Annotated in this window: 11 protein-coding genes; 8 read left to right on the forward strand and 3 right to left on the reverse strand. The window is 72.9% G+C overall.

Annotated elements, in window-relative coordinates; all coding sequences use genetic code 11:
* The first annotated feature begins 5 nt into the window (after positions 1 to 5).
* From ligA to ACFZCD_RS13155, 8 genes are all read left to right on the forward strand, one after another.
* The gene (ligA, locus tag ACFZCD_RS13120; RefSeq protein ID WP_391830382.1) at positions 6 to 2303 is read left to right on the forward strand and encodes an NAD-dependent DNA ligase LigA; all 2298 of its coding nucleotides are present in this window, start codon (positions 6 to 8) and stop codon (positions 2301 to 2303) included.
* Between the two features lie 319 nt (positions 2304 to 2622).
* Positions 2623 to 4719, forward strand: a complete 2097-nt coding sequence (locus ACFZCD_RS13125) for a putative bifunctional diguanylate cyclase/phosphodiesterase (RefSeq protein ID WP_391830033.1) — start codon at positions 2623 to 2625, stop codon at positions 4717 to 4719.
* A gap of 390 nt (positions 4720 to 5109) precedes the next feature.
* Positions 5110 to 5406: an Asp-tRNA(Asn)/Glu-tRNA(Gln) amidotransferase subunit GatC gene (gene gatC / locus ACFZCD_RS13130; RefSeq protein ID WP_030368121.1), complete on the forward strand. Its 297-nt coding sequence runs from the start codon at positions 5110 to 5112 to the stop codon at positions 5404 to 5406.
* A 6-nt stretch (positions 5407 to 5412) separates the two neighbouring features.
* Entirely contained in the window at positions 5413 to 6912 is a 1500-nt protein-coding gene (gene gatA, locus ACFZCD_RS13135) for an Asp-tRNA(Asn)/Glu-tRNA(Gln) amidotransferase subunit GatA (protein ID WP_391830036.1), read from the forward strand.
* Positions 6909 to 7163 (forward strand): hypothetical protein, encoded by a 255-nt coding sequence (locus tag ACFZCD_RS13140; protein ID WP_391830038.1) that lies wholly within the window; start codon positions 6909 to 6911, stop codon positions 7161 to 7163. The genes gatA and ACFZCD_RS13140 overlap by 4 nt, the downstream gene beginning before the upstream one ends.
* Positions 7164 to 7189: 26 nt before the next feature.
* On the forward strand, positions 7190 to 8698 hold the full coding sequence (gene gatB, locus ACFZCD_RS13145) for an Asp-tRNA(Asn)/Glu-tRNA(Gln) amidotransferase subunit GatB (RefSeq protein WP_391830040.1): 1509 nt from the start codon (positions 7190 to 7192) through the stop codon (positions 8696 to 8698).
* A gap of 203 nt (positions 8699 to 8901) precedes the next feature.
* Complete coding sequence (locus ACFZCD_RS13150) at positions 8902 to 9498, forward strand: hypothetical protein (RefSeq protein WP_391830042.1); 597 nt, start codon at positions 8902 to 8904, stop codon at positions 9496 to 9498.
* Between the two features lie 194 nt (positions 9499 to 9692).
* The gene (locus ACFZCD_RS13155; protein WP_391830043.1) at positions 9693 to 11924 is read left to right on the forward strand and encodes an MMPL family transporter; all 2232 of its coding nucleotides are present in this window, start codon (positions 9693 to 9695) and stop codon (positions 11922 to 11924) included.
* On the opposite strand, the gene ACFZCD_RS13160 is transcribed toward ACFZCD_RS13155, so the two are convergent.
* From ACFZCD_RS13160 to ACFZCD_RS13170, 3 genes are all read right to left on the reverse strand, one after another.
* Positions 11890 to 12066 carry a DUF6191 domain-containing protein gene (locus tag ACFZCD_RS13160; protein WP_391830045.1) on the reverse strand — a complete coding sequence of 59 codons (177 nt, stop codon included), beginning with the start codon at positions 12064 to 12066 and terminating at the stop codon, positions 11890 to 11892. The two genes, ACFZCD_RS13155 and ACFZCD_RS13160, sit on opposite strands and share 35 nt — an antisense overlap.
* Before the next feature lie 78 nt (positions 12067 to 12144).
* A complete protein-coding gene (locus ACFZCD_RS13165; protein ID WP_391830047.1) occupies positions 12145 to 13314 on the reverse strand; it encodes a PQQ-dependent sugar dehydrogenase in 1170 nt (389 codons plus the stop codon).
* A gap of 147 nt (positions 13315 to 13461) precedes the next feature.
* Complete coding sequence (locus tag ACFZCD_RS13170) at positions 13462 to 14466, reverse strand: aldo/keto reductase (RefSeq protein ID WP_391830049.1); 1005 nt, start codon at positions 14464 to 14466, stop codon at positions 13462 to 13464.
* Between the last annotated feature and the right edge of the window lie 44 nt (positions 14467 to 14510).

Consider the following 14510-nt stretch of genomic DNA (forward strand, 5'->3'; position numbering starts at 1 on the left):
CGCTCATGGAGCAACGGGAGGACGAGACGGTGGCTGTCGAACAGCAGGGCGGACGGCAGGGCGAAGAGCTCGCGGCGGGCTCCGCCGTGCCCGCGGAAGCGCGGGAGAAGCACGCGCTGCTGGCCGAGCGGATCGAGGAGCACCGCTTCCGGTATTACGTCAAGGACGCCCCCGTCATCAGCGACGCCGAGTTCGACAAGCTCCTGCGCTCGCTGGAGGCCCTGGAGGAGGAGCACCCGGAGCTGCGCACGCCGGACTCGCCCACCCAGAAGGTCGCCGGGGCCTACGAAACGGCGTTCTCCGCCGTCGAGCACCGCGAGCGCATGCTCTCCCTCGACAACGCCTTCGACGACGAGGAGCTGGCCGCCTGGGCCGAGCGCATCGCCAAGGACATCGGCGGCGGCACCCCATACCACTTCCTGTGCGAGCTCAAGGTCGACGGCCTCGCCGTCAACCTCACGTACGAGCACGGCCGCCTCACCCGCGCCGCCACCCGCGGCGACGGCCGCACCGGCGAGGACATCACGCCCAACGTCCGCACCATCGCCGAGATCCCCGACCGCCTCAAGGGCGACCGCATCCCGGCCCTCGTCGAGGTCCGCGGCGAGGTCTACTTCCCCATGGAGAAGTTCGAGGAGCTCAACGCCGGCCTGGTGGAGGCCGGCAAGCCCCCCTTCGCCAACCCGCGCAACGCCGCCGCGGGCTCGCTGCGCCAGAAGGACCCGCGCGTCACCGCCACCCGGCCGCTGCACATGGTCGTCCACGGCGTCGGCGCCCGCGAGGGCTTCGACATCGACCGCCAGTCCCAGGCGTACGAACTGCTGCGCGAATGGGGGCTGCCGACGGCGGCCCACGCCTCCGTCGTGAACGACCTGGCGGGCGTGCGGAAGTTCATCGCCCACTACGGCGAGCCCGGCGTGCGCCACTCCATGGAGCACGAGATCGACGGCGTCGTCGTCAAGCTCGACGAGATCCCCCTCCAGGGCCGCCTCGGCTCCACCTCCCGCGCCCCCCGCTGGGCGATCGCCTGGAAGTACCCCCCGGAGGAGGTCAACACCAAGCTGGTCGACATCCGCGTGGGCGTCGGCCGGACGGGCCGGGTCACGCCGTACGCCGTGGTCGAGCCGGTCACGGTCGCGGGTTCCGAGGTCGAGTTCGCCACCCTCCACAACCAGGACGTCGTCAAGACCAAGGGCGTCCTCATCGGCGACACCGTCGTGCTGCGCAAGGCCGGCGACGTCATCCCCGAGATCCGCGGCCCGGTGGCCGACCTGCGGGACGGCACGGAGCGCGAGTTCGTGATGCCCGCCGACTGCCCCGAGTGCGGCACGGAGCTGCGGCCCATGAAGGAGGGCGACGTCGACCTCCGCTGCCCCAACGCCCGCGCCTGCCCCGCCCAGATCCGCGAGCGCCTCTTCTACCTCGCCGGCCGCAAGAGCCTCGACATCGAGAACCTCGGCTACGTCGCCGCCACCGCGCTCACCCAGCCGCTGGAGCCCGCCGAGCCGCCCCTGAAGAACGAGGGCGACCTGTTCGGCATGACCATCGAACAGCTGCTGCCCATCAAGTCCTACGTGGTGGACCCCGATTCCGGCCTGCCCAAGCGCGACCCGGAGACGGGCGAGCCCAAGGTCGTCACGTTCTTCGCCAACCAGAAGGGCGAGCCGAAGAAGAACGCCCTCGCCATGCTGGCCAACATCGAGGCCGCCAAGCAGCGCCCGCTCGCCCGCATCCTCACCGGGCTGTCGATCCGGCACGTCGGCCCCGTCGCCTCGGTCGCCCTCGCCCGCGAGTTCCGCTCGATCGACCGGATCGCGGAGGCGAGCGAGGAGGAGCTGGCCGCGGTGGACGGCGTCGGCGCGATCGTCGCCGCCGCCGTCAAGGAGTGGTTCGCCGAGGACTGGCGCCGCGAGATCATCGAGAAGTGGCGGGCCGCCGGCGTCCGCATGGAGGAGGAGGCCGCCGAGGACGAGGGCCCGCGCCCGCTCGCCGGCCTCACCGTCGTCGTCACCGGCACCCTCTCCTCGTACACCCGCGACGGCGCCAAGGAGGCCCTGCAGAGCCGGGGAGCCAAGGTCACCGGCTCGGTGTCGAAGAAGACCGACTTCGTCGTCGTCGGCGACAACCCCGGGTCCAAGTACGACAAGGCCATGCAGCTGAAGGTGCCCGTGCTGGAGGAGGACGGCTTCGCCGTGCTCCTCGCCGAAGGCCCCGACGCCGCGCGGGAGGCGGCCGTTCCGCAAGAGGGCGCGGAAGCGGCAGGGGGCGCGGGCGAGGACGAGAGCGCCCACGGCAAGGCGTAGCGGGCAGGGGGTGCGGGTAGCCCCTTCGCACCCCCCTTCACCCCCCACCGAGCTCCTCCGTCACCCCCGCCGCCACCCGCCCCACGGGAAGCGGCACCGTCACCGGAAGGCAGGTTCGCACACCGGTCGCCACCCCAGCGGAGTAATGCCCGCATAGTCAGTGGGCATTACCCCTACAGCGCGTACCAGATGGCTACAAGAGGCCGGATCCCAATCGGGCAACCGCTGCCGATCGCTGCCCGCCGTAGCCTTCTGCGGCCTACTGTTGAGATGTGCGCCTGCCGTGGCGCGGGCACCGCCGGCTGTGAGAGGGACGGGCATGAAACCCACCGACAGCGCCGAACCGGCATCCCGGCTGCGCCGGGTTCCTCCGCCCGCGCTGCCGACGGTCTGTGTCGCCGTGGCGGCGTTCGCGCTCGCCGCGGGGATCTGCCGGGTGCTCGGCGCGGGCCACTCCGTGTTCCCCGGACACACCGTCGGCTGGTCCCTGGCCGTCCTCACCGGCCTCATCGTCGCCCACCTCGTCGCCCTCGGCCGCGACCGCTGGTGGGGCGGCACCGGCTCCGGAGCCGCCCTCACCCTCGCCGTCCTGCTGCTCTACGGCTGGCTGCCCGCCGTGCTGATCAGCATCGCCGTCGTCCTGCTCGTCGCCGCCGCCCGCCGCCACCGCTGGCGCCAGGCCTTACTCCACGGGGCCGTCGACATCCTCGGCATCGGCGCCGCCGGCCTCGCCCTCGCCGTGTGCGGTGTCGTCTCCACCGTCGAGCACCCCTGGCTGCCCGACGCGTGGCCGCTCACCGCCGTCCCCAAGGTGGCCCTCGCCGCCTTCCTCTACCTCGCGGTCACCCGCGCCCTGCTCTGGTACTCCATGGCGCCCCGCGCCGGCCTCAGCAGCATCGCCCGCACCGCCCTCGTCCGGCAGGCCCTCGTCGGCGGCGCCCTCCTCGGCATCGCCCCGCTGATCGCCGTCGTCGCCGACCACGCGCCGCTGCTGCTGCCGCTGTTCGCCGTCCCCCTCATCGCCCTCGACTCCACGCTGTGGATCGCCCGCGCCCGCGCCGAGGAGCAGCTGCGCGACCCGCTCACCGGCCTGCCCAACCGCCAGTGGCTGCTGGAGCGCACGTGGAGCGCCCTCGACGAGGCCGAGCGCGCCGGGACCCGCTCCGCGCTCGTCCTCATCGACCTCGACCGCTTCCGCTCCGTCAACGACACCCTCGGCCACCTCGCCGGGGACCGGCTGCTGCTGCAGATAGCGGAACGGCTGCGCCTCGCCCTGCCGCGGGACGCGGAGGCGGCGCGCCTCGGCGGCGACGAGTTCGCGGTGCTGCTGCCCACCGCGGACTCCCTCACCGGCGCCCAGCGCGTGGCCCGTTCGCTGGTGGCCGCGCTCGGCTCCCCGCTCGACCTGGATGGGCTCACCCTCGTCCTGGAGGCCAGCGCCGGCGTCGCCGTCTATCCCGACCACGCCCTCGACGCCGAAGGGCTGCTGCGCCGGGCCGACGTCGCCATGTACCAGGCCAAGCGCGACCGCAGCGGCGTCGAGGTCTACGAGGCCCGCCGCGACGGCAACACCCCCGACCGGCTCGGCCTCCTCGGCGATCTGCGGCGCGCGCTGGACGCGGGCGACGTCGAGCTGCACTACCAGCCCAAGGTCGGCTTCGACGGGCACGTCGAGGGTCTGGAGGCGCTGGTCCGCTGGGTGCATCCCGAGCGGGGGCGCGTCTCGCCGGACGAGTTCATCGCCATCGCCGAGTCGTCCGGGCTGATGCCCCGGCTCACCGAGTACGTCCTGGAGACCGCCCTCTGCCAGGTGGCGAAGTGGCGGGCCATGGGCCTGGAGGTGCCGGTCGCCGTCAACGTCTCGCCGCGCGACGTCCACACGCCCGGCTTCGCGGGCTCGGTCGCGGCCCGGCTCGCCCGGCACGGGGTCCCTCCGGGGGCGCTGCAGCTGGAGATAACCGAACACGTCCTCCTGGAGGACCCGCAGCGGGCGGCGGACACGCTGGCCGGGCTGACCGGGCACGGCGTGAAGATGTCCCTGGACGACTTCGGCACGGGGTATTCGTCGCTGGTCCACCTGCGGCGGCTGCCGGTGAGCGAGCTGAAGATCGACCGCTCGTTCGTGGCCCGGCTCGCCATCGACAACGAGGACGCCGAGATCGTCCGCTGCACGCTGGACCTCGCGCACTCGCTCGGCCTCCTCGTCGTCGCCGAGGGCGTCGAGGACGACGAGACGTGGGAGCGGCTGCGGGACCTGGGCTGCGACGCGGTCCAGGGCTGGCTCGTCGCCGCCGCCATGCCGCCGGACGAGACGACGGCCTGGCTCCGCCTCCGCAACGAATCCGGCTGGCACCGCGACACGGACCGCGTCGCGGCCACGGCCTCCGCGGCCGCGGAGGAGGACGCGGTCACGTAGGGCCGCGACCGGTCCGGCGGGCCGGACGACGCCCCGGCGGGGGCGGAAAGCGCTGCCCGACGTGCCCCCTTCCTCCCGCCGCGACGGCGACCGGCGCCGGCTCCCGCACAGCTGTCCGCCCGCGCCGGACACCTCTACCCCCGCCGCGGCGGTGATCAGCCCCCACCGGGCAGTCCGGCGGTGCCGGACGACCCCGCCCGTAGGGCCGTCCGGCCGTGCCGGGCGCCCGCTCCCGCCGCGGCGGCGATCCGCCCGCGCCCGGGGCCCGGCGGGGCTGCAGCCGTCCTGGCCGCAGCCACGCGGAAAGCGTTTAGCAGGCACGGCTCCCGGAGCCATAGGATTGGGCGCACAACCCGCCCAGAATCCGTCACAAACCCTGAGGATCGCCGCATGCCTGGCATCACGCGCGAGGAGGTAGCCCACCTCGCCCGGCTGGCACGTCTGGAGCTCAAGGACGAAGAGCTCGAGCACTTCGCCGGCCAGCTCGACGACATCATCGGCGCGGTCGCCCGCGTCTCCGAGGTCGCCGAGCAGGACGTCCCGCCGACGTCCCACCCGCTGCCGCTGACCAACGTCATGCGCCCGGACGAGGTCCGTCCGTCGCTGACCCCGCAGGAGGCGCTGTCCGGCGCCCCCGCCCAGGAGCAGCAGCGTTTCAAGGTGCCGCAGATCCTGGGGGAGGACTAGTCAGCCATGACGGACATCAACATCATCAAGCTCACCGCCGCCGGGATCGCGGAGAAGATCGCCTCGGGCGAGCTCACCGCCGTCCAGGTGACCGAGGCCCACCTGGCCCGGATCGAGGCCGTGGACGAGAAGGTGCACGCCTTCCTCCACGTCGACCGCGAGGGCGCCCTCGCCCAGGCCCGTGAGGTCGACGCCAAGCGCGCCCGCGGCGAGAAGCTCGGCCCGCTGGCCGGCGTCCCGCTCGCGCTGAAGGACATCTTCACCACCAAGGGGATCCCGACCACCGTCGGCTCCAAGATCCTCGAGGGCTGGATCCCGCCGTACGACGCGACGCTCACCAAGCGCCTGAAGGACGCGGACGTCGTCATCCTCGGCAAGACCAACATGGACGAGTTCGCGATGGGCTCCTCCACGGAGAACAGCGCCTACGGCCCGACCGGCAACCCCTGGGACCTCACCAAGATCCCCGGCGGCTCCGGCGGCGGCTCCAGCGCGGCCCTCGCCGCCTACGAGGCCCCGCTCGCGATCGGCACGGACACCGGCGGCTCGATCCGCCAGCCCGCCGCCGTCACCGGCACGGTCGGCGTCAAGCCCACCTACGGCGCGGTCTCGCGCTACGGCATGGTGGCGTTCTCCTCCTCCCTCGACCAGGGCGGCCCCTGCGCCCGTACGGTCCTGGACGCGGCCCTGCTGCACGAGGTGATCGCCGGCCACGACCCGATGGACTCCACGTCCATCGACGCCCCGGTCCCGCCCGTCGTCGAGGCGGCCCGCAACGGCTCCGTCGCCGGCATGCGCGTCGGCGTCGTCAAGCAGTTCCGCGGCGAGGGCTACCAGGCCGGCGTCCTGCAGCGCTTCGACGAGTCCGTCGAGCTGCTGAAGGAGCTGGGCGCCGAGGTCGTCGAGCTGGACTGCCCGTCCTTCGACCTGGCCCTGGCGGCGTACTACCTGATCGCGCCGTCCGAGTGCTCCTCGAACCTGGCCCGCTTCGACGGCCTGCGCTACGGCCTGCGGACCGGCGACGACGGCACCCGCTCGGCCGAGGACGTCACCGCCCTCACCCGCGAGGCCGGCTTCGGCCCCGAGGTCAAGCGCCGCGTCATGCTCGGCACGTACGCCCTCAGCTCGGGCTACTACGACGCCTACTACGGCTCGGCGCAGAAGGTCCGCACGCTCATCACGCGCGACTTCGAGAAGGCGTTCGAGCAGGTCGACGTGATCGTCTCGCCGACCACCCCGACCACCGCCTTCGCGATCGGCGAGCGCGCCGACGACCCGATGGCGATGTACCTCGCGGACCTGTGCACCATCCCGACCAACCTGGCGGGCAACGCGGCCATGTCGCTGCCGTGCGGCCTGGCGCCCGAGGACGGGCTGCCGGTCGGTCTGCAGATCATCGCCCCCGCCCTGAAGGACGACCGGCTCTACAAGGTCGGCGCCGCGGTCGAGGCCGCGTTCGCCGAGCGCTGGGGACACCCGCTGCTTGAGGAGGCACCGTCGCTGTGACCGAGAACAAGACGAGCGCGCTGAAGAAGGCCAAGGGCTTCAAGAAGTCCAAGCCCGGTACGTACCTGTCGATCGGCACCACGCTGTTCGGCGCCGTGAGCGTGCTGAAGCAGGCGAAGAAGGCGCGCGGCGAGCAGGACACGCTCCAGCTGGTCGACGCCATCGTCTCCGCCGCCGCCATCGCCACCGGCGTCGCGCTGCTGGTGCGCGAGCTGCGCCGGATGAACAGCGACGACGTCCTCGCGGACTGAGCCAGGACTTGAGAGGTTAGTTTTCCGTGACCGTCACTGAACTGGTGTCGTACGAGGACGCGCTGGCTTCCTACGATCCCGTCATGGGCCTGGAGGTCCATGTCGAGCTCGGCACCAAGACCAAGATGTTCTGCGGCTGCTCCACGGAGCTGGGCGCGGACCCCAACACCCAGACCTGCCCGGTCTGCCTCGGCATGCCCGGCGCCCTGCCCGTGGTCAACGCCACCGGCGTCGAGTCCGCCATCAAGATCGGTCTCGCGCTGAACTGCGAGATCGCCGAGTGGTGCCGCTTCGCCCGGAAGAACTACTTCTATCCGGACATGCCGAAGAACTTCCAGACCTCCCAGTACGACGAGCCGATCGCCTTCAACGGCTACCTCGACGTGCAGCTGGAGGACGGCGAGGTCTTCCGCGTGCAGATCGAGCGCGCCCACATGGAGGAGGACACCGGCAAGTCCACGCACGTGGGCGGTGCCACCGGCCGCATCCACGGCGCCCAGCACTCCCTGCTGGACTACAACCGCGCCGGCATCCCGCTCATCGAGATCGTCACCAAGCCGATCGAGGGCGCGGGCGAGCGGGCCCCCGAGGTCGCCAAGGCGTACGTCGCCGAGCTCCGCGAGCTCATCAAGGCGCTGGGCGTCTCCGAGGCCCGGATGGAGATGGGCCAGATGCGCTGCGACGTGAACCTGTCGCTGCGCCCGAACGGCACCGAGAAGTTCGGCACCCGCTCCGAGACCAAGAACGTCAACTCGCTGCGCTCCGTCGAGCGCGCGGTGCGCTTCGAGGTCCAGCGGCACGCCTCCGTGCTCTCGGCCGGCGGCACCATCGTGCAGGAGACCCGGCATTTCCACGAGGAGGACGGGTCGACGACGTCCGGCCGCATCAAGGAAGAGGCCGAGGACTACCGCTACTTCCCCGAGCCGGACCTGGTGCCGGTGGCCCCCTCCCGCGAGTGGGTCGAGGAGCTGCGGACCACCCTGCCCGAGCTGCCGCGCGTGCGCCGCAACCGGCTGCGCGAGGAGTGGGGCGTCTCCGAGCACGACATGCAGTCGATCCTCAACGCGGGCGCGGTCGACCTGATCGTCGCCACCGTCGAGGCCGGCGCGGACTCCGCCGCCGCCCGCAAGTGGTGGATGGGCGAGCTGGCCCGCAGCGCCAACGAGTCCGGCACGGACCTCGCGGCGCTGCCGATCACCCCGGCGCAGGTGGCCCGGGTGGCGGCGCTCGTCGCCGAGGGCTCGCTCAACGACAAGCTGGCCCGCCAGGTCATCGAGGGCGTGCTCGCGGGCGAGGGCGACCCGGACGCCGTCGTCGAGAAGCGCGGCCTGAAGGTCGTCTCCGACGACAGCGCCCTGGGCGCCGCCGTGGACGAGGCCATCGCGGCCAACGCGGGCATCGCGGACAAGATCCGTGCCGGCAAGGTCGCCGCGGCGGGCGCGCTGGTCGGCGCGGTCATGAAGGCCACGCGCGGCCAGGCCGACGCGGCCCGGGTCCGGGAGCTCATCCTGGAGCGCCTGGGCGTCGAGGGCTGACCCGGCCACTCCCGGCAGCGTTCTCTGACGCTTAATGGCCGTCCCTTTTCGAAGGGGCGGCCATTGTCTGTCCGTTGCCTGTCCGTAAAAAGTGCAGGATTGGCTGGTTTCCTCCGGTCTATGGCCTTCGCGGCCCTCGTCCGGCATGATCCCGGATGCGGGCCCACCATGTGCCCGCCATCGAGGGATGGGGGTCCACGCACATGAGACGGTTGAGCAGGACGCTGGCCGCGGTCACCCTGGCGGGCGCCGGCCTGCTGGCGACGGCGGTCCCGGCCGGCGCGGCGACGGAACGGGCCGCACAGGCCGCACGCACCGCCACGGCGAAGTGCGAGGCGAGCTGGGGAAGCCTGCCCAAGACGGCCGCGACCTCGGCGTACAAGCCGCTCCTGGACGTCAGGGCCGGGACGCACGAGTGCTACGACCGCCTGGTCTTCGACGTCCAGGGCATCGGCGACCACCGCATCGGCTACCGCGTCGAGTACGTGGACCAGCTGCGCCAGGACGGCTCGGGCGATCCGATCCCCGTCGCCGGCGGTGCGGTCCTGGCCATCCGGATCTCCGCCCCGAGCTACGACCCGGCCACCGGCGAGGCGCGCTACCCCGTCCACGCCGGACAGCCGCTGACCGGCGTCGACCTCAGCGGATTCAAGACCTTCCGGGACACCCGCTTCGCCAGCAGCTTCGAGGGCGAGACCCTCGTCGGCCTCGGCGTCCGCGCGCGGCTGCCCTTCCGCGTCTTCCAGGAGCGCAACCGCATCGTCGTGGACGTCGCCCACGGCTGGCAGTCCCCGCGCTGAGCGGGCCGCCCCGCCCCCGTGTGGGGTAAGCCACAAAGCGGACAAAAGATCTTTCCCGGCTGTCACAGTGGTGCGGCAAGGGACCCCTCCGCATCGTCATGCGCCCCGGGGCCCCGAGCCCACCGCCTCAAGCGCTCGGCACAGCACGGGTCCGTTTCCCGGCAGATCGACGCGATACCCGGGAAGCAGCCCGTATGACCTCACTCGCCCGGTGGTGCCTGCGCCGCCGCTTCGCCGTCATCGTGCTGTGGCTCGTCGCCCTCGCGGGCACCGCGGCCGCCGCCATGCTCAGCGGCCCCGCGTACTCCAACGACTACGCCGTGCCCGGCACCGAAGCGGCCCGCGCGAGCGCCCTCCTGGCCGAGGGCTTCCCCGGCCAGGGCGGCGACGACACCATCGTCTGGCACACCGGCCACGGCACCGTGCGCGCCGCCGCCGTCGAGCAGCGCATGACCGAGGTCCTGCACGAGGTCGCGGCGCTCCCCGGCGTCGAGGCGGTCAGCGGCCCGTACGGCGGCCCCGACGCCGCCGCCAGGATCAGCCGGGACGGGCACACCGCGTACGCCTCCCTCACCTTCGCGAACGCCGAGGCCCCCGGCAAGGAGCTCGTCCGCAAGGTCGTCGGCACCGCCCGCGCCGCGGCGGACGACAACGTCCAGGTGGCCCTCGGAGGCAGCGGCATCGCCGGCGCGGAGACCGGGGGCGGCCACCTCAGCGAGATCATCGGCATCGCCGTGGCCGCCGTCGTGCTCTTCCTCGTCTTCGGCTCGCTGACCGCGAGCCTGCTGCCCATCGCCACCGCGCTCGTCGGCGTCGGCACCGCCTCCATGGGCACCCAGCTGCTCGGCCACGTCATGAACGTCGCCGACTTCGCCCCCATGCTCGGCACCCTCATCGGCCTCGGCGTGGGCATCGACTACGCCCTGTTCATCGTCACCCGGCACCGCAAGGGCCTGCGGGCCGGCCTGCCCGTGGCCGTCGCGGCCGAACGGGCCGTCGCCACCACCGGCCGCGCCGTCGTCTTCGCGGGCGGCACCGTCTGCGTCGCCCTGCTCGGCATGCTCATCCTGCGGCTGAGCTTCCTCAACGGCGTCGCCCTCGCCGCCTCGCTCACCGTCGTCCTCACCGTCGCCGCGTCGGTCACCCTGCTGCCCGCGCTCCTCGGCGTCATCGGCGACCGCGCGCTCAGCCGCCGCGAGCGCCGCCGGCTCGCGGCCGAGGGCCCCCGCCCGGAGGCGTCCACCGGCTTCGCCGCCCGCTGGGCCGCGTTCGTGGAGCGGCACCCCAGGCTGCTGGGCACCGTGGCGGCCGCCGTCATGCTCGTCCTCGCGCTGCCCACGTTCTCCCTCCACCTCGGCACCTCCGACCAGGGCACCAACCCGGCCTCGTCGACGACGCGGCAGGCGTACGACCTGCTCGGCCGCGGCTTCGGCCCCGGCGTCAACGGCCCCCTCACGCTCGTGGCCGGCCTGGACGGCGCCGCCGACCGGCTCGCCTTCACCGAGCTCCCGGAGACCCTGCGGCACACCGAGGGCGTCGCCGCCGTATCGCCCGCCGAAGTGAACGCGAGCGGCGACACGGGCGTCATCAGCGTCGTCCCCACCACCTCCCCGCAGTCGCGCGCCACCAGCGACCTCGTGGACCGGCTGCGCGGCACCGTGCTGCCGAAGGCGACCGCCGGCAGCGGGGTCGGCGTCCACGTCGGCGGCATGACCGCGAGCTACGACGACTTCGCCGGCATCATCCTCGGCAAGCTGCCGCTCTTCGTCGGCACCGTCGTCGGCCTGGGCTGCGTGCTGCTCCTGCTGGCCTTCCGCAGCATCGGCATCCCGCTGAAGGCGGCGGTGATGAACGTCGCCGCCGTCGCCTCCTCCTTCGGCGTCGTCGTCGCGATCTTCCAGTGGGGCTGGGGCAGCGAGTTCCTCGGCCTCGGCGGCGCGGGCCCGATAGAACCCTTCCTGCCCGTGGTGATGGTCTCCGTCCTCTTCGGGCTCTCCATGGACTACCAGGTCTTCCTGGTCAGCCGGATGTACGAGGAGTGGCTGGCCACGCGCGACAACTGCCGCGCCGTACGGGTCGGGCTCGCCGAGACCAGCCGCGTCATCAACTCCGCGGCCGTGATCATGATCTCGGTCTTCCTGGCCTTCGTGCTCAGCGGGGACCGCGTCATCGCGATGTTCGGCATCGGTCTCGCGGCGGCCGTGGCCCTCGACGCCTTCGTGCTGCGCACCCTGCTGGTGCCGGCGCTCATGCACATGCTGGGCGGCGCCAACTGGTGGCTGCCCGCGTGGCTGGACCGCCGCCTGCCCCGGATCAGCATCGAGCCGCCCGAGCCGGTGGAGCCCCGGCCCGCCGGGCCCCTGCAGCCCGTGCCGCTTCCGGTGCAGCGCCTCAGCCCGCTGGAGGAGCCTGCCGCGGCCGTATGACCACGCAGCCCGATTCGAGGTCTATGGGGCCCCGTGCGGGGTCGGCGTCACCGACGTCGGTGCGGGTCAGTTCGAGCCTGTTGTGCTCGTCCTCGGTGTGCTTGCGGCCCGGCGTGAACAGTTCCTCGATCAGATTGAACATCTCAACTCCCGTCGACGCCCTGTCCGTCCAGCATAGGCGGACGGATGTACGTTCCACGGAAAGTGCCGCCGAGCTGCGTCAGCGCACCTCCAGCCGCAGGACGCGGTCGTCGTCGGCGCCCGGCTTCCCGCGCCCGTCGGTGTTGCTCGTCGTCAGCCACAGCCCGCCGCCGTCCGCCGCGACGACCGTGCGCAGCCGCCCGTACTCGCCCTGCAGGAACGCCTGCGGGGCGGCCACCGGCTTCGCGCCGTCCAGCGGGATCCGCCACAGCCGCTCGCCCCGCAGCCCCGCCATCCACAGCGCGCCCCCGGCGTACGCGAGGCCGCTGGGGGAGGCGTCGGAGGTCTTCCACTGCTCCACCGGGTCGACGTAGCCGGACCGGCCCGCCTTGCCCTCCACGACGGGCCAGCCGTAGTTGCCGCCCGGCCGGATCAGGTTGACCTCGTCCCAGGTGTCCTGGCCGAACTCCGACGCCCACAGGCGCCCGGCCGCGTCCCACGCCAGGCCCTGCACGTTGCGGTGGCCGTAGGAGTAGACCACCGAGTCCTCCTCGGGGTTGCCGTACGCGGGGCGGCCGTCCGGCGTCATGCGGAGGATCTTGCCGCCGAGCGACTTCCGGTCCTGCGCGAGGCCGCGCTGCCCGCTCTCGCCCGTACCCGCGTAGAGCATCCGGTCCGGGCCGAACGCGATGCGCCCGCCGTTGTGGACCGTCCCCTTGGGGATGCCCCGGAGCACCGTGTCGGGCGCCCCCAGCCGCTGCCCCGCCGGCTTCGCCTCGTCGTAGCGCAGGCGCGCGATGCGGTTGTCCGAATCGGTGGTGAAGTACGCGTACACCAGGCGATCGGTGGCGAAGTCCGGCGAGACCGCGAGCCCCAGGAGGCCGCCCTCACCGCCCTTGACCACGCCGGGCACCTCGCCGACCTCGCTTTGCGCACCGTCCTTGGCGCCCACCCGGACGATCTTTCCCGTGTCGCGGGAACCGGCCAGCAGGTCGCCGCCGGGCAGCACCGCGACGCCCCACGGCGAGCCGAGCTTCGTGGTGAGCGTCCGCACGACCGCGGCCGAGCCGGTGGGCGGCGCCGGGGACACCGGCGGGGCGCTCGAAGAGGCCCCCGCGCCGGGCGACTTGGCCGACGCGCCCTGCCGCGGCCCCTCGCCCGGGAAGCCGTCCTCGCTCGAACAGCCCGCGACGGCCAGCAGCGCGGCGGCGGCCAGGACGGCGGCGGTACGGGGACTACGTCGTCGCACGGTGCGGATCCTCTCGCCGGGGGCGCTTCGCCTGCAGTCGGCACTGTGCCACACGGGCGCCGGCGGGCCCCGGTCTTTTGCCGCCTGCCCGGCACCGCCGGGTCCGGCGGGACAGGCGGCACCGGCCGCACCCCCGCGGGCAAGGCGCTAGTCCCAGGACCCCATCGCCCGCGGCAGCCCCGCTATCTCCGCAAAATCCTCGGCGGTGAGCCGGAGCCGCGCCGCCGCCGCGTTCTGCACCGCCCACACCGGCTTCTTCGTGCCCGGGACGGGTATGACGTGCCGCCCCTGGGCCAGCACCCACGCCAGGGCGACCTGCGCGGCCGTCGCGTCGTGCCGCAGCGCGACCCGCCGCAGGCCCGCCACGATCGGCTGGTTGGCGGCCATCATCTCGGCGGTGAAACGCGGGTGGCGGGCCCGGATGTCCTCCGGCTCGAAGCCCTGCCCGGGCGTCAGCGTGCCACTGAGGAAACCATTCCCCAGTGGCATGGCCGCGAGCAGGCCGACACCCCGGGACGCGCACCACGGCACCAGCGCATCGAGCGCCTCCCTGGACCACACCGACAACTCCACTTGCACACAGCTCACCGGGAACACCTGTTGCACCCGTTCGAGTTGCCGGATCGTCGCGTCGTACAGCCCGGCGCGCGACCTGCGGCGCGTGCGCACCGCGGGCCGCGCACCGATCGCGCACCAGCCGAGCGCCCGCACCTTGCCCGCGGAGACCAGCTCCGCCATCGCCCCCCAGGTCTCCTCCACCGGCACCTCGGGGTCCGGCCGGTGCAGCTGGTACACGTCGATCACATCGGTCTGCAGCCGGCGCAGGGAGGCGTCGCACGCGCGCTTCACATAGCCCGGGCGGCCGTTGGCGACGATGTGGTTGTCGCCCACCAGCAGGCCGCACTTGGTCGACACGAACGCGTCGGAGCGCCTCTCCCGCAGCACCCGCCCCACCAGCAGCTCATTGGTGAACGGCCCGTACATGTCGGCGGTGTCGAGCAGGGTCGTGCCGGCATCGAGCGCCGCGTGCACCGTGCGCAACGCGCCCTCGCCGCTCCGCTGGGAGGCGGTGTATCCCCAGTGCATGGGCATGCACCCCAGGCCGATCGCGCCCACTTCGAGCGCCGTCGCACCGATATTCCTGCGCTCCACCGGCCGTACCCCTCCCGTTCCTCGCCCTCAAAGCTAACCTCTGC

The organism is Streptomyces sp. NPDC008001 (genome assembly GCF_042958085.1).
Taxonomy (GTDB): domain Bacteria; phylum Actinomycetota; class Actinomycetes; order Streptomycetales; family Streptomycetaceae; genus Streptomyces.

Bases quoted from the DNA above. Each gene is read 5' to 3' on its own strand.
- ligA (WP_391830382.1), top strand. From the start codon at position 6: ATGGAGCAACGGGAGGACGAGACGGTGGCTGTCGAACAGCAGGGCGGA.
- ACFZCD_RS13125 (WP_391830033.1), top strand. From the start codon at position 2,623: ATGAAACCCACCGACAGCGCCGAACCGGCATCCCGGCTGCGCCGGGTT.
- gatC (WP_030368121.1), top strand. From the start codon at position 5,110: ATGCCTGGCATCACGCGCGAGGAGGTAGCCCACCTCGCCCGGCTGGCA.
- gatA (WP_391830036.1), top strand. From the start codon at position 5,413: ATGACGGACATCAACATCATCAAGCTCACCGCCGCCGGGATCGCGGAG.
- ACFZCD_RS13150 (WP_391830042.1), top strand. From the start codon at position 8,902: ATGAGACGGTTGAGCAGGACGCTGGCCGCGGTCACCCTGGCGGGCGCC.
- ACFZCD_RS13160 (WP_391830045.1), bottom strand. From the start codon at position 12,066: ATGTTCAATCTGATCGAGGAACTGTTCACGCCGGGCCGCAAGCACACC.
- ACFZCD_RS13155 (WP_391830043.1), top strand. From the start codon at position 9,693: ATGACCTCACTCGCCCGGTGGTGCCTGCGCCGCCGCTTCGCCGTCATC.